The sequence below is a fragment of the Microbacterium sp. CFBP 8794 genome, assembly GCF_014841235.1.
Lineage (GTDB): Bacteria > Actinomycetota > Actinomycetes > Actinomycetales > Microbacteriaceae > Microbacterium.
Map to the genome: position 1 here is coordinate 701,093 of NZ_JACYTT010000001.1, position 17,967 is coordinate 719,059.

A 17,967-nucleotide genomic window follows, 5' to 3' on the forward strand; every position below is an offset into this window, starting at 1 on the left:
GGCGCTCCCATTTTTATGACTTACGGCACTATCTCATAAAAATTCCGTCCCCGAATGTGACCTCCGCCTACCCGAACACCACCGTCCACGACACCGCGCGCGGCCAGAGGGCGTATCGCGGCAGCACGTCGGGTCCGCACGCGCGCGACCCCAACCCGTGCTGCGCGGCGTCGAGGTAGAGCCACAGTCCGCGCGACGGCGGCAGCTCGTGCGCGTGACCGACGCCGGTGCGCTCCTGCGCGGTGTGACGATCGAGCTGGAACCCGGGCAGGCCCGTCGCCCCCGCGTCGATCGCGCGCAGGTGCAGCGGGCCGAGGTCGAGGGCGCGCAGGCCGGGGCGGTGGCCGGTCTCCTGCGGCCGGCCGTACGCGACGCCGAGGTCGTCGACGGCGGCCTCGAAGCGCCCGACGTACGCGGCCTCGCCGCTGTCGGCGTACGACTCCGCCGGTCCCGTGCCGAACCACTCCACCCGTTCGTCGGCCAGCGCGCCCGGCAACCCGATGCGCGCGCCGACCCGCGGCCACGTGCAGTCCCAGGGGCCGAACGGCCGGATGTCGGTGTGCAGTCGCAGGCCGTCGCCGTCGAGGCGCCAGTCGAAAGTCGTCTCGATGCCCTGCGCGCTGTGCGCGGCCATCGACCGCACCCGCTGCACCAGGCCGTCGTCGGTGCGCTCGACCGACAGCACCCGGTGCTGCAGGCGGTCGAGGCCGCGCTCGAGCCACCGCACCGACGACGCCGGCGTGCTCTCGTCGCCGCGGCCGTGCGTGAGGGCCGGGTCGGCCGTCTCGTACGAGCCCTGCCCGTCGAGCTGGTCGTTCTCGGTGGGCGCGCGCCACAGTTCGGGCAGCGGCCCGGAGATGTCGAGGTCGCGCCAGCGCACCAGGCCGCCGCGGCGGTCGAACACCGCCTCACCCAGGGCGTCGCCGTCCCATGTGGCGCGGCCGCGGCGGGGCGGGCAGGGGGGAGCGGCCCGGAGCGGGCGCTGTGCGCGCGAGACGATGTGCCCGGCGTCGCCCCACGGCGGGGCGTCGCGCCACCTCACCTCGAGGGTGAGCCAGCGCTCGGTCGCGGCATCCGGCAGCCCGTCGAGGGGGACCTCGACGGTGCCCTCCTCACCCGGGGCGAGCGCCGGCAGTGCGACGATCCCGTCGGTCAGACGGATGCCGTCGTCCTCGATGCGCCAGTGCAGCTCGAGGTGGTCGGTGCCGAGCGTGTGCTGCCGGTTGCGCACCCGCCAGGAGCGCTCGCCGAGGTGTTCCAGCGTCACGGGGGCCCACACCGCGGCCAGTTCGCCGAGACCGGGAGAGGGCGTGCCGTCGGAGAGCACGAGACCGTCCATCAGGTAGACGCCGTCGTGCACGGGCTCGCCGAAGTCGCCGCCGTACGCGAAGAACTCGGTGCCGTCGGCGGTGCGGGTGCGGATGCCGTGATCGCGCCACTCCCACACGAAGCCGCCGTGCAGGCGCGGGTACTGCTCCACGAGCGCCTCGTAGTCGGCGAGCGAGCCGGGGCCGTTGCCCATCGCGTGCGCGAACTCGCACAGCACGAAGGGCTTCGCGCGCTGACGGGCTCCCTCGGCGGGACCGATCTCGTGCACGGGCATCGTCTGCTCGCCGCAGACCGAGGCGATCTCCTCCATCGTCGGGTACATGCGCGAGTACACGTCGGTGTACGCCCCGCCGTAGTCGCCCTCGTAGTGGATCGGGCGGGAGTCGTCGCGCTCGCGGATCCACCCGGCCATCTCGGCGAGGTTGCGGCCGGTCCCCGACTCGTTGCCGAGCGACCACATCACCACGCTCACGTGGTTCTTGTCTCGCTCGACGGTGCGGCGCACGCGGTCGAGGCAGGCGTCGCGCCAGGCGGGGTCGTCGGCGGGGTTGCCCGTCCACTCGACGTCCCAGAACCCGTGCGTCTCGAGGTCGCACTCGAGCACGACCCAGAACCCGAGCTCGTCGGCGAGCTCCAGCATCCGCGGGTGCGGGGGCTGGTGGGCCGTGCGGATGGCGGTGATGTTGTGCCGGCGCATGAGGGCGAGCTCGCCGCGCACGTAGTCCTCGTCGAACACGCGGCCGCGGTCGGGGTCGGTCTCGTGGCGGTTGACGCCGCGGAAGATCAGCGGTCGCCCGTCGACGAGCAACCGGTCGCCGATGATCTCGATGCGGCGGAAGCCCACGCGCAGCCGCACGGTCTCGGCCTCCGTCGACACCTCCACGTCGTACAGGCGGGGTGTCTCCGCCGTCCACGCGTCGACGGCGTCGAGGGGGAGCACCGCCACCTCGGTGGCATCCGCCCATGTCTCGTCGATGCCGAGTTCGGGCACCCGCACGGTCACGGGCCAGCCACCGCGGGGGCGCACGTCGAGGGTGCCAGCGCCGGTCGCGGGATCGCGGTCGCCGCGCACGAAGACGTCGTCGAGGCCGTTCGCGGGGCGGCCCTGCAGCGAGACGCTGCGGAAGATGCCCGGGAGCCACCACTGGTCCTGATCCTCCAGGTAGCTCGCGGCCGACCACTGGTGCACGCGCACGGCGAGCACGTTCTCGCCGTCGACCAGGTGGTCGGTGACGTCGAATTCCGTCATCAGGCGGCTGCCGGTGAACCAGCCGATCTCGGTGCCGTTCAGCCAGACCGTCGCGAGCGACTCCACGCCCTCGAAGCGCAGAAGCGTGCGGCCGCCCGCGCAGAAGTCCGGATGCCACTCGAACACGCGCCGGTGGTCGCCGGTGGGGTTGGCATCGGGCACGTGCGGGGGGTCGAGGGGGAACGGGTACCGGATGTTCGTGTACGTCGGGTGTCCGTGCCCCCGCAGTCCCCAATGCGAGGGCACCGGGATGCGGTCCCACCCGGAGGCATCGGCGTCGACGGCGGCGAACGGCGGCGGGCCATCGAGGTCGTCGCCGGGATCGGCGTCGTGCAGAAGGAAGGCCCAGTCGCCGTCGAGGCTCTGGACCGGGGCGTCGGAGCGCAGCCAGGCGCGCGGGGGAAGGCGGGTGTCGGATCCGGGGGTGGGATCGCCGAGGTGCGTCATCGGTCCTCACGGAGGGCGTCGGGGTCGGCCACGACGGTGACGTCGGGATGCCGTTGCAGGAAGGAGGCGGGGTTGTCGGCCGTGACGGGGCCGGTGAGGGCTGCGCGCAGGGCGGCGGCCTTCGCGGCACCGGATGCCACGAGCACTATACGCCGGGCCGACAGGATCGTGGCGACCCCCTGCGTCATGGCGTGCGTCGGTACGCGGGAGAGCTCGCCGTCGAAGTGCTCGGCATTGGCGCGGCGGGTGCTCTCGTCGAGCTCGACGACACGGGTGCGGGTCTCGGCATCCGATCCGGGTTCGTTGAAGCCGATGTGGCCGTTGCGACCGATGCCGACGATCTGCACGTCCACCCCGCCCGCGGCGGCGATGGCCCGCTCGTAGGCCGCGCCGTCGGCGGCGGTGGAACCGTGCGGCACGCGCACGTTCTCGGCCGGGATGCCGAGGGGTCGGGCGATCACCGACCGCACGTAGGCCGCGTACGAGCGGGGGTCGGAGGCGTCGAGCCCGACGTACTCGTCGAGGGCGAACAGACGCAGCCCCTCGGTCGCGAGACCGTCGGCTCTGCGACGGACGAGCGCGGCGTAGAGCGCGAGAGGGGAGGATCCCGTCGCCACGCCGAGGACGCCGTCGGGGGCGACGGTCGCCACGACGCCCGCCGCCACGTCGCCGATCGCATCGGCGTCGACCATGACGACCCGCGTCGAGGGCGAGATCGGCGTGAGAGGGGCGCGGAGCGCGGTTTCGCTCACTTGATCGCGCCCTTGGCGATGTCGCCGATGAACTGGCGTGCACCGATGAGGAAGACGATCAGCAGCGGCAGCACGGCGAGAAGTGCCCCGGCCATCACCATGCCGTAGTCCTGACCGAAGGCGGTGTTCAGCTGGGCCGTCGCGACCTGAAGGGTCACCTGGTTGGGGTTGGTCAGCACGACCAGCGGCCACAGGTAGTCGTTCCACGCGGCGATGAAGGTGAAGATGCCGAGGAAGCCCAGACCTGGGCGGATGAGCGGCAGGCACACCGTGAACCACTGGCGGAAGAAGCCCGCGCCGTCGAGCACCGAGGCATCCATCAGCTCGTCGGGGATGGACGAGACCATGTACTGGCGCAGCCAGAAGATGCCGAACGCGTTGGCCGCGGCCGGCACGATGAGCGCCTGCAGCTGGCCGACCCAGCCCAGGTTGGTCATGGTGATGAACTGCGGGATGACCGCGAGCTGCATCGGCAGCATGAACGTCACGAGGGTGATCGTGAAGAGCGTGCGACGCAGCGGGAACTCGAACTTCGCGAACGCGAACGCGGCGAGCGAGTCGAAGACCAGCACCAGGAAGGTCACGCTGCAGGCCACGATCACCGTGTTCAGCAGGGAGCCGGCGAAGTCGATGCGCGCGAAGACCGCGCCGATGTTGTCGAACAGTCGCGGCCCCGGGATGAACGTGGGCGGGGTCGTGTAGATGTCGCTCGTGGAGTTGCTGGCCATCACGACGAGCCAGTACAGCGGGAAGAGCGAGATGAACGCGCCGACGGAGAGGATGCCGTACAGCAGCACGCGTCCGGGTGTCGCCTTGCGGCGACGGCGCATCGGTACCCCGGCGGTGGTGATGTGCTCGGTGACCGTGGCGGTGGGGGGCGTGGTGACGGTCATGCGCGGGCCTTGTCTTCCTTCTTGCCGGCGGTGAAGCGCCAGCTGATGATGGTGAAGATCACGACGATGAGGAAGACGCCCCACGCGATCGCGGCGCCGTAGCCGAAGCGGTTGTAGCTGAAGGCCTGCTGGTAGAAGTACAGGACCATGGTCAGCCCGCCCTGGCCCGCGCCGCCGCTGTTCGGGTTCGTCGTGCTCGAGCTCGCGGTGAGCACCTGCGCTTCGGTGAAGCTCTGCATGCCCGTGACCGTCGAGACGACGAGCACGAAGATGATCGTCGGGCGCAACAGCGGCAGCGTGATGGAGAAGAAGCTGCGAATGGGGCCCGCGCCGTCGAGCTTCGCGGCCTCGTAGACCTCGCCGCCGATGGACTGCATCCCGGCGAGGAAGATGATCGCGTTGTACCCGGTCCACTGGTAGGTGATGAGGATCGAGATCGTGAGCTGGATGCCGAAGGGCGTCGACAGCCACTGCACACCCGGCAGGCCCAGCGAGTTGAGGGCCGCGTTGGCCAGTCCGAAGTTCTCGCCGAAGATCGAGCCGAACAGCACCGCCATGGCCACCACCGAGGTGATGTTGGGCACGAAGTAGGCGATGCGGAACGCGGTGCTGAAGCGCACGGCGTTGTTGAGCAGGGCGGCGACCGCGATGGCGATGGCGAGCATCGGGAACGTCGACAGCGCGAAGATGACGAAGGTGTTGCGCACCGACAGCCAGAACGTGCCGTCGGTGAACAAGCGCGTGTAGTTGTCGATCCCGGTCCACTCCGCCGTGCCGAGGCCGTTCCAGTCCTGGAACGACAGCACGAGCGAGTAGGCGGTGGGGAAGAGGCCGAAGCCCAGGAAGAGCAGGAAGAAGGGGGCGATGGCCACGTACATCGGCCAGTGCCGGATGAGGCCCCGGCCCCGGGGGCGCGCGCTGGGGCGCACCCCCGAGGCCGTCATGACACGCGTGGCGGATGTCACTTAGAGCGCTCCCACACCTGCTGGGCGGCGGTCAGCGCGTCGTTCCACGCCTGCTGCGGGTCCTTGCCCTGCGACTGCACGTTGGCGAGCTCGGTGATGAAGGGCGCCGCCACCTCGTTGTCGATGGGGCTGGTGTAGCTGACCGGCATCTTCTCGGACGCCGCCTTGAAGACGTCGGTCGTGACCTGTCCGCCGAAGAAGGCGTCGGGCTCCTGCAGCGCCGGCTGGCTCAGCGCCTCGGTCGACGAGGGGAAGTTGCCGACCTCGGTGTAGGTGGTGGCCTGGTTCTCGGCGTCGAGCAGGTACTCGACGATCTTCACGGCCTCGTCCTTGTTGGCGGTGGCCGCGGGGATCGTCAGGAACGATCCGCCGATGTTGGCGGGCCCGCCGGGCATCGCCGTGACGTTCCACTTGCCCGAGGTGTCGGGGGCGTTGCTCTTCAGGTCGCCCTGGTACCAGGCGGCGCCGAGCAGCGTCGGCAGGGAGCCGTTGTTGACGGCGGCGGCCCAGTCGGGGCTGCCGTCCTGGATGCCGGCGACCAGGCCGCGTTCGTTGGCTTCGATCGCGGTGTCCCAGGCCTTCTTCACCTGGTCGCTCTCGCCGAGGAACTCCCCGTCCTCCGACACGAACTTCGTCTCGCCCTGGCCCATGACCTTGGTGAAGACGTCTTCGAGCGACACCTCGAGGTAGGCGCCCGTGGCGGCCTTGAGCTTCTCGCCGAAGGCGAAGTAGTCCTCCCACGTGGAGGTGGCGGCGGCGACCTCGGCCGGATCGGTCGGAAGGCCGGCCGCGGCGAGCACGTCGGTGCGGTAATACAGCGCGGTCGGGCCGATGTCGGTGGGGAGGCCGATGAGCTTGCCGTCCGAGGTGGTGGCCTCGGCGAGCTTCCACTGCGGGAAGTCGGCGAGCTTGTCGTCGATGCCGAGGGTCGAGAAGTCGGTGAAGAGGTCGGCCTGCTGCAGGAAGTAGGGCATGTCCTCGCCCTTGATCCCGGTGAGCGAGGGGATGCCGCTGCGTCCGGTGAAGACGGTGACGAGCTTCTGCTTGACGTCGTCACCGATGGTGGTGACCTCGAGCTTCGCGTCGGGGAACTCGGTCTTGGCCGAGTCGACGACGCTCTCGCCGATGCCGCCGGGCCAGGTCCAGAGGGTCATCGGGCCGTCGGACGACCCGCCGGCACCGCCGGAGCAGGCCGAGAGGGACACGGCGGCGACGGCGGCGACGGCGACGGTGCCGAGCACGCGTCGGTGACGCGGGGTGAAAGTCATCATGGGCGGGTCACTCCTTGATTCGGGTGGGGCGTGAGGAAGAGGCGGTGCGGGATGCCGCCGAGGCGGCGAAGGGCGATGCGCCGTCGTGCAGCGCAGCGCGGAGGAAGGCGAAGCGCGCCGGGTCGGCGGCCGCCGGGTGGGAGTCGAGCCAGGGGAGGAGCTCGTCGAGGCGGGGAGCGGCGGCCGCGCCGCCGGGACGGGAGACGGTGATCGCGGCCACGAGAGCGGCGAATTCGACACGTTCGCGCAACGACCAGGCCGTGAGCTCGGCAGCAGCGAGCGCTCCGCCGAACACGTCGCCGGCGCCCGTGGCATCCACGAAGTCGATCGCGACGGCGTCGACCTCGACCTCTTCGCCCGCGGCCGAGTCGACCGCGATGGCGCCGTGGCCGCCGCGGGTGACGACCGCGAGGGGGACGCGATCGGCGAGGGCGCGGGCGGCGGAGCGGGCGTCGTCGGTGCGCGTGTAGGCGCGGGCCTCGGCCTCGTTGGGGAGGAAGGCGTGGCATCCGTCGAGCACGTCGAGCGCCGAGGGGTTCCACTGCTCGTCGGCGTCCCAGCCGATGTCGGCGAAGATCTTTGTGCCCTGCGCGGCGCGTGCGCGCACCCACTCCGACACGGAGTCGTCGAGGTGGAGGGCGGCGACGGGCGTGAGGGGCGCACTCTCGAGCAGAGAGGCGAGGGCCGCGGCGGGGCGGCCACCGGTGACCAGGGCGCGGTCGCCGCCGTAGTTCATCGCCGCCGTGACCGGCAGGCTCCAGTCTGCGCGCTCGCGGATGCCGTCGACGATGCCCTCGTCGCGCAGCCGGTCGCGCACGAGTCGGGAGAGGGCGTCGGTGCCGGCGTCGGCGCAGAGGACCGTGGGCACCCCGAGTCGGGAGGCGGCGATCGCGTAGTTGGCGATTCCCCCGGGGCCCCAGCCGAAGGCGGGGGTCCAGTGCTCCTCGCCCAGGCGGGGAGCTGCGTCGAGCTCGGCGAAGACCAGATCGAGGAAAAGCTGCCCGGCCGTCAGGAGGCGGGGCGTGGGACCGGATGCGACTGTCATCGGCCCCTCCTCTCTTCGGTGACGACCGGGGCGTTGCACCGTTTATAGCATTCGTCGCTCAGGAACGCGCAAATTTTTGCGTGTAAATATTTTGTTACTGAGCGATTTTGAGCGATAAGGTGATCGCATCATGAAAGACGTCAGAGACCGCGAGATCCTCCAGCACCTCCGTTCCGCCCGCGCGGCGACGGTCGCGGAGCTCGCCGAGGCCACCGGTTCGAGCATCGCCACGATCCGTCGTGATCTGCAGCGCCTCGACGACGCCGGACTCCTTCGACGCACGCACGGCGGCGCCGTGATGGGCGAGGGCGACGCGCCCTTCGCCACCGTCGAGCCCGTCAATCGCGACGGCAAGGAGCGCATCGCCCGCGCCGCCGCCGAGACGATCCGCGACGGCCAGGCCGTCATCCTCGACGTCGGGACCACGACCCTGCAGCTCGCGCGACTGCTCCGCGGCCGTGCGGTCACCGTCATCACCAACAACATGGCCATCTACGACGTGCTGCGCGACGAGCGCGACACGCACCTCGTCGTGCTCCCGGGCGACTACGACCCGGTGTACCGCAGCGTCGCGGGCCACCTCACGACCGAGTCGCTGCGGCTGATCCGCGCCGACCACGCCTTCCTGGGCGTCAGCGGCATGTCGCCCGAGGGCGATCTGCGCGACACCACGCTGGCGCAGGTGCCGATCAAGCAGGCGATGCTCGCGGCATGCGACGCGGCGACCGTGCTCGCCGACCACAGCAAGTTCCCCGGCAGCGGCGCCGGACGTATCGCTCTGCCCCTCGCCCTGCGGCGGCTCATCACCGATGCGCCGCTCGAGGGCCCGATCGTCGAGTCCCTGGGCCGACGGAATGTCGAGATTGTGACCGCATGAAGCTTGCCATGATCGGTGGCGGAGGATTCCGCACCCCCTTGGTGTACCGAGCCCTGCTGCTGGACCGCGACGCCGGACGCGTCGACGAGGTCGCCCTCGTCGACACCGACGCCGCGCGGCTGCGCACGATGGCCCGCATCCTCGAGGACCAGGCGCGCGACTTTCCCGATGCCCCGCGCGTGAGCGTGCACACGGATGCCGAAGAAGGTCTGCGCGGGGCCGACTTCGTGTTCTCGGCCATCCGCGTCGGCGGGATGGCCGGCCGTGCCGCCGATGAGCGCATCGGCCTGTCGCACGGGGTCATCGGGCAGGAGACCGTCGGCTTCGGCGGCATCTCCTACGCGTTGCGAACGCTGCCGGTCGCGATGCAGCTCGCCGAGCTCATCCGGCGCGTCGCCCCCGACGCGTGGGTCATCAATTTCACCAACCCCGCCGGCGTCGTGACCGAGGCCATGGGTCGTGTGCTGGGCAATCGTGTCATCGGCATCTGCGACTCGCCCATCGGCCTCGCCCGCCGCGCGCTCGGGGCCCTCGGCATCCGGGACGCAGCCGACGTCGAGATCGAGTACGCCGGCCTCAACCACCTCGGGTGGCTGACGGCGCTCCGCCGCGACGGCGTCGACCTGCTGCCCGAACTGCTCGCCTCGCCCGAGCGCATCGAGTCGTTCGAAGAGGGAGCGCTGTTCGGCGCCGACTGGATCCAGACGCTCGGAGCTCTTCCCAACGAGTACCTGCACTACTACTCGTACCGTCGCGACGTGCTCCAGGCCGACCAGTACGCCGCGACCACGCGCGGGCGCTACCTGCTCGACCAGCAGGCCGGCTTCTGGGAGACGGCGGCGACCGCGCCGCATCCCCACGCGGCCTGGGAGGCCTGCAGGCACGAGCGCGAGGTCACCTACATGGCGACCAACCGGGACTCCGCCGGCATGGGCGACCGCGATGAGGAAGACCTCGTCTCGGGCGGCTACGAGAACGTCGCGATCGCGCTGATGCGCGCGATCGCCTACGACCAGTCGGCGCGGCTCATCCTCAACGTCCCCGGCGGGGGCGTACTGGCGGGCCTCGACGCCGAGGCCGTGGTCGAGGTGCCCTGCATCGTCGGCGCCGACGGCCCGCGCCCGCTCGAGAGCGCGGCCGTGCCCGCGTTCGGGCAGGGCCTCATCGCCACCGTCAAGTACGTCGAGCGCCAGACGATCGAGGCCGCTCTCACCGGCTCGCGCGCTGCGGCGCTGCGGGCCCTGGCCCACCACCCGCTGATCGACTCGGTCCGCGTCGCGCGGGCCTTGCTCGACGACGCGAGCTCCAGCTTCGCCGACCTGTCGTACCTCCGCTGAGCCCGGGGGCGCGACCTCGACCCGAACGTCGGCCGCGCCCCCGCACCAGCCCGCCGCCCCGGCATCCCTCCCCGCCGCCCCTCCCGACGCATCCCGACCCCGCCTCCCGCGCTGACCCCGAAACCGGAGACACCGTGCACCAGAACCTCACGCTCGTCGAAGAGCGCATCCACCGCGTGCTCACCGAGCGCATCCTCCCCGCCGTGTACTCCGCGCGGGTGCCCGTCGCGCTGAAGGCCTGGATGGTCCCCGACGAGCCGGTCCCGGCCTCCGAGGCCCTCGCCGCCGATTACGCCCCCTTCGCCGTCGGCGACAGCTGGGGGCGGGCGTGGTCGACCTGGTGGTTCGAGGTCACCGGCGAGATCCCGGCCGACTGGACCGGCCGCACCGTCGAGCTGCTGCTCGACCCCGGCTTCCAGGGCGACTGGCCCGGCAACCAGGCCGAGGCGCTCGTGCACACCCCCGACGGCGTGCAGGTCAAGGGCATCCACCCCCGCAACCACTACGTGCGCCTGACCGACGAGGCCGCGGGCGGCGAGCCCGTGCACTTCTTCGTCGAGGCCGCCGCGAACCCCGACATCCTCGTGAACGACTTCGTCCCGACGAAGTTCGGCTCCAAGAAGACCGCTCCCGAGACGCCGATCTACACCTTCCGCACCGCCGAGCTCGCGGTCTTCGAACCGGAGGTGTGGGCGCTGCAGTTCGACGTCGAGGTGCTGTACCAGTTGCTGAAGGAGCTGCCCGAGACCGAGCCCCGCCGGCACGAGGTCATGCGGGCGCTCGAGCGCGCGCTGAACGTGCTCCGCCTCGACGACATCATCGGTACCGCAGCCGTCGCGCGCGCCGAGCTCGTCGACGTGCTGTCGCGCCCGGCCTCCGCCTCGGCCCACCGCCTCTCGGGCATCGGCCACGCGCACATCGACACCGCGTGGCTCTGGCCCATCCGCGAGACCAAGCGCAAGACCGCCCGCACCTTCTCGAACGTCCTCGCGCTCGCCGAGCAGTACCCCGACTTCCGCTTCGCCGCCTCGTCGGCGCAGCAGTACGCGTGGGTCAAGGAGCGCTACCCGCACGTGTGGGAGGGCATCAAGACCGCGATCGCGAACGGACAGTGGATCGTGGTCGGCTCGCAGTGGGTCGAGCCCGACGGCAACCTGCCCGGAGGCGAGGCCATGGTGCGCCAGGTCACGCAGGGGATGCGGTTCTTCCGCGACGAGCTCGACGTCGAGACGCACGGCATCTGGCTGCCCGACTCGTTCGGCTACACCGCCGCGTTCCCCCAGATCGCGAAGCTCGCGGGCCTGGACTGGTTCCTCACGCAGAAGATCTCGTGGAGCCAGACCAACAAGTTCCCCCACCACACCTTCTGGTGGGAGGGCATCGACGGCTCACGCATCTTCACGCACTTCCCGCCCATCGACACCTACAACTCCACGCTCGAGGGCGAGGAGCTGCACCACGCCGTGCGCCAATTCCGCGACAAGGGCATGGCGACGACCTCGCTCGTGCCCTTCGGCTACGGCGACGGCGGCGGCGGACCCATCCGCGAGATGATGGAGCGCCAGCGCCGGGTGGAGTCGCTCGAGGGATCGCCGCGGGTCGAGATCGAGCACCCCGACGACTTCTTCGCCGCAGCCCGGGCCGAGTACCCCGACGCTCCCGTCTGGGTGGGCGAGCTCTACCTCGAACTGCACCGCGGCACCTTCACCTCGCACGCCCGCGAGAAGCGCGGCAACCGCGAGGCCGAGCACCGCCTGCGCGAGGCCGAGCTGTGGTGGACCGCCGCCGCCCTGAAGGGCGCCGAGTACCCGTACGCGGCGCTCGATCGCCTCTGGCAGGGCGTGCTGCTGCAGCAGTTCCACGACATCCTGCCCGGATCCTCGATCCAGTGGGTGCACGAGCAGAACGAAGAGGACTACGCCGCCGCTCTCGCCGAGCTGGACCGCTCGATCGCCGAGGCCCTGGACGCCGCGGGGCTCTCGGCCGCGGTCGTGAACTCGGCCGACCACGCCCGTCGGTCGTTGGCCCTGGATGCCACCGGCACCCCGCTCGCGCTGGTCGAGACGCCCGCGCTGGGCGTGGCATCCCTCGTTCCGGTCGCGCCCGCGCACCCGGTGCGGGCGGAGCGATCCGGCGCGGACATCGTGCTCGACAACGGTCTCGTGCGGGTCATCGTCGACGCCCGGGGCCTCGTGACCTCGATCGTCGACCTCACCGCGGGCCGCGAGCTCGTGCCCGCCGACCGTGTCGCGAACCTGCTGCAGCTGCACCAGGACCTCCCCAACGCCTGGGACGCCTGGGACATCGACGCCCACTACCGCTACACGTTCGATGACCTCGACGCCGCCGACGCCGTCGAGCTCGCGGTCGACGACGAGCTGCGCGCCCGCGTGATCGTCACGCGCACCTTCGGCACCTCGCGGCTGACGCAGACCATCGCCGTGCACGCCGACGACGTTCGCGTGCACTTCGCGGTCGACCTCGACTGGAACGAGCGCGAGAAGCTGCTCAAGGCCTCGCTGCCGTTCGTCGTGCACGCCCACCACCACAGCGCCGAGATCCAGTACGGCCACGTTCGCCGCGCGACCCACACGAACACCTCGTGGGAAGACGCGAAGTTCGAGGTCATGGCCCATCGCTGGGTGCACGTCGAGGAGCCGGGCTACGGCATCGGCGTCACCAACGACGCCACCTACGGCCACGACATCACCCGCACGGTCGGGGCCTCGGGCGAGGTCGAGACCGAGGTGCGCCTGAGCCTGGTGCGCGCGGCGAACTCGCCCGACCCGGTCCAGGATGCCGGCCACCACACGTTCGCGTACGCGGTGCACCCCGGGGCCGACATCGCCGCCGTCGTGGCCTCCGGGTACGAGCAGAACCTGCCGCTGCGCCGCCCCGCGGCCGAGGGCACGGTCGAGCCGTGGAGCGTGCTGCGCTCGTCGAACGAGGGCGTGCGCATCGAGGCCGTGAAGCTCGCCGACGACCGCTCGGGTGACGTGATCGTGCGCGTGTACGAGGCACTCGGGCGCCGCGCGGCGACGACCCTCACGCCCGGGTTCGCCGTGGCATCCGCCTCCGAGGTCGACCTGCTCGAGCGTCCGCTCGGCGACGACATGGCGCGCTCGCGCCGCCTCGCGGTCGAGGGCGAGGGCATCGCGCTCGAGCTGCGTCCGTTCCAGGTCGTGACGCTGCGGCTCTCGCGCGGATGACCCGCACCGTCTCGCAGAGCTCCCCCGCGGCGCGCGCGGGGAGCCTGCGGATCGGCGTGCTCGTCGTGTGGCTGGTCGGGGTCGTCGCCTACGTCGTCTCGATCGTCAATCGCACCTCGCTCGCGGCCCTGGGGCTCGAGGCGGCCGACCGGTTCGCGATCACCGCGGCGACGCTGTCTCTGCTGGCCGTCGTGCAGCTCGCCGTCTACGGCGCGTTGCAGCTGCCCGTCGGGCTGCTTCTCGACCGGTTCGGTGTGCGAACCGTGTTGACGGTCGGCATGCTCGTGATGGCGGGGGCGCAGGTCGTGCTCGCCCTGGCACCCGACATCGGCGTCGCCATCGCGGGGCGTCTGCTCATGGGGGCCGGTGAGGCCGCCATCTTCCCCGGACTGCTGCGCGTGATCGGCATGCGCTTCCCGCCGCGGCTCGCACCGACGGCCGTGCAGGTCACGGGTCTGACCGGCCAGTTCGGGCAGATCGTCAGCGTCGTGCCCTTCGCCGCGCTCGTCGGCATGGCGGGGTGGGTCTCGGCCTTCCTCTCGCTGGCGGGGGTCACGGCGCTGGTGGCGGTGCTGGTCGCCGTGGTCGTCCGCGAGCGCCGGCCCGTCGCCGTCGAGCGGACGAGCGTCTCGCGCGCCGTGCGCGAGGCGTGGAGATCACCGGGAACGCGGCTGGCGTTCTGGGTGCACTTCGTCACCTCGTTCTCGGGCAACGCCTTCGCCCTGCTGTGGGGCTTCCCGTTCCTCGTGGCGGGCCAGGGTCTGGATGCCGCGACCGCGGGCGGTCTGTTCTCGGTCTACGTCGTGTGCGGCATCGCCTTCGGGCCGATCGTGGGCGCGATCTCGGGTCGCTTCCCCCGGGCCCGCACGGCTCTCGTGCTCTCGCTGGTCGGCGCGCAGGCGGTGTCGTGGGCGGTCGTCCTGGCGTTCCCCGATCGGGCGCCGCTGCCGCTGCTCGTCGTGCTCGCCGCCGCCATGTGCGTCGGGGGACCCGCCTCGATGGTCGCGTTCGACATCGCGCGCGACCACAATCCGCGCGAACGGCTCAGCACCGCCACGGGCGTCGTCAACGGCGCGGGATTCCTCTCCAGCATCCTCGTCATCCTGCTGATCGGCGCCGTCCTCACCCTGCAGGCGGGGGGAGGCGAGTACTCGCCCGGGGCGTTCCGGCTGGCCGAGCTCGTGCAGGTCCCGTTCTGGGTGGCCGGAATCGTCCTTGTGCTGCGGGCCCACCGCACGGTGCGGGCGTCGTCGTCCGATTGAGTCCCCCGCGGACGAACGGTCGGATGCCGCGGACGAACGGTCGGGCGCGCGACGCCGCCGCTCGCGAGCATCGATACATGACCACCACCGCCCCGGTTCCCGTCTCCGTGCCGTCCACCACGCGCTACGGCGGACTCATCGTCGTGATGCTGCTGAGCTTCCTGCTGGTCACGGCCGAGTTCCTGCCGAACGGCGTGCTGACCGAGATGGCCGCCTCGCTCGGCATCACGCCCGGGCAGGCGGGCCAGACCGTCACCGTCACGGCCCTCGCCGGGCTGCTGTTCGCCCCCACCGTGGGCCTGCTGCTGCCCCGCCTCGATCGCCGCACCCTGCTCACCGCCGCCGCGGCCGCGGCGACGGTGTCGAGCCTCGTCGTGGCCGCCGCCCCCAGCCTCATCGCCATCCTCGCCGCGCGCTTCCTGCTCGGCGCCGCGATCAGCGCGTTCTGGGCCATGTCGATCACGGTCGCGGCGCGCCTGTCGAGCCCCGACCGCATCGGCCGGGCCGTGATGTTCGGCTCGGCGGGACTGTCGCTCGCGACCGTGGCGGGTGTTCCGATCGGCGTCGCCCTGAGTGAGGTGCTCGACTGGCGGGTCGCCTTCCTGCTCATCGGTGTCATCACGGCCGTCGTCGGCGTCGCGGTGCGCGTCGTGCTCCCGCCCGTACCGGCGGCCTCGGCGTCGAGCCTGCGCATCCTCGTCGACACACTGCGGCGCCCGGGCGTGGGCGGCGGCATGATCGGTCACGTGCTCGTCGTGCTGGGCCACTTCCTCGCCTACACCTACGTGCGTCTCGCTCTGGAGCGCGTCCCGGGGGTCGACGGGGGCACCATCGTGCTGCTGCTCGCGTTGTTCGGGGTGGGCGGGTTTGTCGGCAACCTCGTCATTGGGATCGTCGTCGACCGCGCCTTCGTGCGGCTCTCGGTCATCGGACCGCTCGTCATCGCGGTCGCCGTCGCGGTCGTCGTCCTGCTTCCGGCGGCGATCATCGCGGTCGCGGCGGCCGTTCTCGTGTGGGGCTTCTTCTTCTCGTCGTGGCTGATCATCGTGAACACGTGGGTGGGGCACCGCATGCCCGACCGTCTCGAAGCGGGCGGCAGCCTCGTGGTCACGGGCTTCCAGCTCGCCATCACGATCGCGGCGGGCGTGGGCGGAGTGCTCGTCGACGCGGTCGGGGTGGTGACGGTGGATGCCATCGGCATCGCGCTGCTCGTGATCGGCGCCGTGCTGTTCGGGGTCTCGGTGCGCGAGCGTCGCGCCATCGCGGGCTGAGGGTGACGCCGGCCGGGCCGCCCAGCGGCAGCGGCGTCGGCGGGGGCGTCAGATCGCGACGGTCGCCCGGCGTCCGCCCCGCCACGCCGACGGGGCGACACCCGTGTGGCGGCGGAACGCGCGGCTGAACCCCTCGTCCGACGCGTAGCCGAGCACCCGTGAGGTCTCGGACACGGGCGTTCCGGCCTCGAGCAGGTCTTTCGCCCTCTCCATGCGCACCGCGCTCACGTACGCGGCGGGAGAGAGTCCGATGTGCCGGCGGAACCGCTCGGCGAACACCGACCGCGACATCGCGCCGAGCGACGCCAGTTCGCCGATGCTCCAATCGTGACCGGGGTCGTGGGCGATCGCGGCGACGACCCGCGCGAGGAACGGGTCGTCGGCGCGGGGCGGCCAGGCCGCGTCGCGGTCGGTCGAGGCCCAGGCCCGCAGCGCTGAGAGCAGCACGGTGGTCACCATGAGCTTGCAGATGGTCTCGTCGCCCTGGCGCTCGGCGGTCTCCGCGTTCGGGGTCGTGCCCAGGTGCGCCGCCAGCGCCGCCGCCGCGGGTTCCGCGTGCGCGAAGCCGCTGACGAAGACGAACGGCGGCAGGCTGCGCGCGTCGCCCGACGGGGCGACCTCGAGGGGGACGACCGTCACCTCGGCGCCGGACTGCGAGGCCAGGGCGAGCCCGTGGCATCCGAGGCTCACGAACGCGTCTCCGGCCAGCAGTGTCCGCCCGCCGACGGTCGTCGCGACCGACCCGCTCGCGGCGTCGACCGTGCAGGCCGTCCGCGCCGAGGTCGATCCGCTGATCTCGCCGACGCGGACGTAGACCAGGGCCGCGCCGCCGCGCGGCAGGGCGAGGCGCTCTCGGGGGACGAGCGTCAGCTGGTGCGCGCGACCGGGGCGCACGTCGAGCGTCGACAGGGCACGATCCAGCGCAGGCTCCGGCGTCATACCTGCAAAAACCTCCGCGGACCGCCCGCTATTCCGGGCGACCCGCACGCCCGGGGTCCCGCCCTCCGCGAAACGGATGGCCTCCGTCGCCGATGTCGGTGACAATGGAGGGCATGCGATCCCCCCGCCCGCTGCTGTTCGTCGCGCTCGCCGTCGCCGGCGTCGCCCTCTCATCGTGCACGGGCCACGTGGCATCCGAGCCGTCCACCGCCGTCGCCGAGTCGCCGTCGCCGCACGGGAGTCCCTCTGCCACGGCCACGCCGGTGCCTGATTCCGGGCCGGTCGAGGCCTTCCGCGCGTGGTGGACCGCGGTGCGCTCCTCCGACACCGTCGCCGCCTGCGGCGCGCTCACCGCGGGCCTGCAGGAACGGATGCTGACGGAGTACGCGACGTCGACGGGACGCGAGGCCGAGGACTGCGCCGAGCTCGTGCGCCAGAGTTCGCTGTTGTACGCCGCGGCGGGGATGTCGCCCGATGTCGATGTCGCCGTCGTGACGGAGCAGGGCGATGACGCCGTGCTCGACGTCACCTACGCGAGCGGAGACTGCGGCACGGTGCACCTCTCGCACACCACCGGGGTGTGGATGCTCACCGAACTCAGCCAGGAGTGCGCCGCGCGCTGACAGTCGCCGACCTCGGGGTCGACGCGCGATCAGCCGAAGAACTCCGCGGCCGTCGCCACGCCGACCGAGATCGAGAGCAGGCCGGCGGCGACGCCCGCGATGAAGCCGGCGGCCGCGAGCTCCCGCGCCATCCGCGCGTTCAGGCTCAGGATGCCGCACACCGCCGACACCGCGGCGAGCACCCACATGCCGATCTGGATCCACATCAGTCCCTCGAGCTCGGCGATCGCGCTGACCGTGACCAGGAACAGGTACCAGGCGATCACGACGACGCCCGTGACCAGGGCGATGACCGACACGACCCGCAGATCGCCCTTGGGTCGCGGCGGCGCGGGCGGTTCGGGGCGGGGCGGGATGCCGAGGGCAGGCTCGAGCGAGTCGGGGAGGTCGTCGTCTGCCATGAAGCGATCCTCGCACCTCGAACGCGATCACGGGCGGCGGTTGCGCGCGCACCCGGCCCCGTTCGGAGAGCCGCCGCCCTGCCGCGCCTAGGCTGCT

The 17,967-nt window shown here is 71.6% G+C and carries 14 protein-coding genes; 6 read left to right on the plus strand and 8 right to left on the minus strand.

The annotated features are described in order from the left end of the window. Window positions 1–67: 67 nt before the first annotated feature. Genes IFU19_RS03210 through IFU19_RS03235 form a run of 6 tightly spaced genes read right to left on the minus strand, consistent with a single transcriptional unit; the run spans window position 68 to window position 7,951 of the window. Window positions 68–3,025, minus strand: coding sequence for a glycoside hydrolase family 2 TIM barrel-domain containing protein (locus IFU19_RS03210; RefSeq protein ID WP_192012900.1), 2,958 nt, complete (start codon window positions 3,023–3,025; stop codon window positions 68–70). Then, window positions 3,022–3,777, minus strand: a complete 756-nt coding sequence (locus IFU19_RS03215; protein ID WP_342343369.1) for a glucosamine-6-phosphate deaminase — start codon at window positions 3,775–3,777, stop codon at window positions 3,022–3,024. Before IFU19_RS03215 ends, IFU19_RS03210 begins: the two co-directional genes overlap by 4 nt. After that, window positions 3,774–4,670, minus strand: a complete 897-nt coding sequence (locus tag IFU19_RS03220; protein WP_197978726.1) for a carbohydrate ABC transporter permease — start codon at window positions 4,668–4,670, stop codon at window positions 3,774–3,776. Before IFU19_RS03220 ends, IFU19_RS03215 begins: the two co-directional genes overlap by 4 nt. After that, entirely contained in the window at window positions 4,667–5,635 is a 969-nt protein-coding gene (locus IFU19_RS03225; protein ID WP_258027437.1) for a carbohydrate ABC transporter permease, read from the minus strand. Before IFU19_RS03225 ends, IFU19_RS03220 begins: the two co-directional genes overlap by 4 nt. Continuing rightward, complete coding sequence (locus IFU19_RS03230; RefSeq protein WP_249405308.1) at window positions 5,632–6,906, minus strand: ABC transporter substrate-binding protein; 1,275 nt, start codon at window positions 6,904–6,906, stop codon at window positions 5,632–5,634. Before IFU19_RS03230 ends, IFU19_RS03225 begins: the two co-directional genes overlap by 4 nt. A gap of 7 nt (window positions 6,907–6,913) precedes the next feature. Next, on the minus strand, window positions 6,914–7,951 hold the full coding sequence (locus IFU19_RS03235; protein WP_055935324.1) for a carbohydrate kinase family protein: 1,038 nt from the start codon (window positions 7,949–7,951) through the stop codon (window positions 6,914–6,916). Window positions 7,952–8,081: 130 nt separating this feature from the next. Between IFU19_RS03235 and IFU19_RS03240 the strand changes: the two genes are divergently transcribed. From IFU19_RS03240 to IFU19_RS03260, 5 genes are all read left to right on the plus strand, one after another. Beyond that, window positions 8,082–8,828, plus strand: coding sequence for a DeoR/GlpR family DNA-binding transcription regulator (locus IFU19_RS03240; protein WP_083285778.1), 747 nt, complete (start codon window positions 8,082–8,084; stop codon window positions 8,826–8,828). Next, on the plus strand, window positions 8,825–10,165 hold the full coding sequence (locus IFU19_RS03245) for a 6-phospho-beta-glucosidase (RefSeq protein ID WP_192012901.1): 1,341 nt from the start codon (window positions 8,825–8,827) through the stop codon (window positions 10,163–10,165). The genes IFU19_RS03240 and IFU19_RS03245 overlap by 4 nt, the downstream gene beginning before the upstream one ends. 134 nt (window positions 10,166–10,299) lie before the next feature. Continuing rightward, complete coding sequence (locus tag IFU19_RS03250; RefSeq protein ID WP_192012902.1) at window positions 10,300–13,374, plus strand: glycoside hydrolase family 38 C-terminal domain-containing protein; 3,075 nt, start codon at window positions 10,300–10,302, stop codon at window positions 13,372–13,374. After that, a complete protein-coding gene (locus tag IFU19_RS03255) occupies window positions 13,371–14,636 on the plus strand; it encodes an MFS transporter (RefSeq protein ID WP_192012903.1) in 1,266 nt (421 codons plus the stop codon). Before IFU19_RS03250 ends, IFU19_RS03255 begins: the two co-directional genes overlap by 4 nt. A gap of 77 nt (window positions 14,637–14,713) precedes the next feature. Then, on the plus strand, window positions 14,714–15,907 hold the full coding sequence (locus tag IFU19_RS03260) for an MFS transporter (protein ID WP_192012904.1): 1,194 nt from the start codon (window positions 14,714–14,716) through the stop codon (window positions 15,905–15,907). Window positions 15,908–15,955: 48 nt separating this feature from the next. Here the strand turns inward: IFU19_RS03260 and IFU19_RS03265 are convergent, their stop codons facing one another. Then, the gene (locus IFU19_RS03265) at window positions 15,956–16,846 is read right to left on the minus strand and encodes a helix-turn-helix domain-containing protein (protein ID WP_192012905.1); all 891 of its coding nucleotides are present in this window, start codon (window positions 16,844–16,846) and stop codon (window positions 15,956–15,958) included. Between the two features lie 113 nt (window positions 16,847–16,959). Between IFU19_RS03265 and IFU19_RS03270 the strand changes: the two genes are divergently transcribed. Further along, a complete protein-coding gene (locus IFU19_RS03270) occupies window positions 16,960–17,469 on the plus strand; it encodes a hypothetical protein (RefSeq protein ID WP_192012906.1) in 510 nt (169 codons plus the stop codon). A gap of 29 nt (window positions 17,470–17,498) precedes the next feature. Here the strand turns inward: IFU19_RS03270 and IFU19_RS03275 are convergent, their stop codons facing one another. Beyond that, on the minus strand, window positions 17,499–17,870 hold the full coding sequence (locus tag IFU19_RS03275; protein ID WP_055832164.1) for a hypothetical protein: 372 nt from the start codon (window positions 17,868–17,870) through the stop codon (window positions 17,499–17,501). Between the last annotated feature and the right edge of the window lie 97 nt (window positions 17,871–17,967).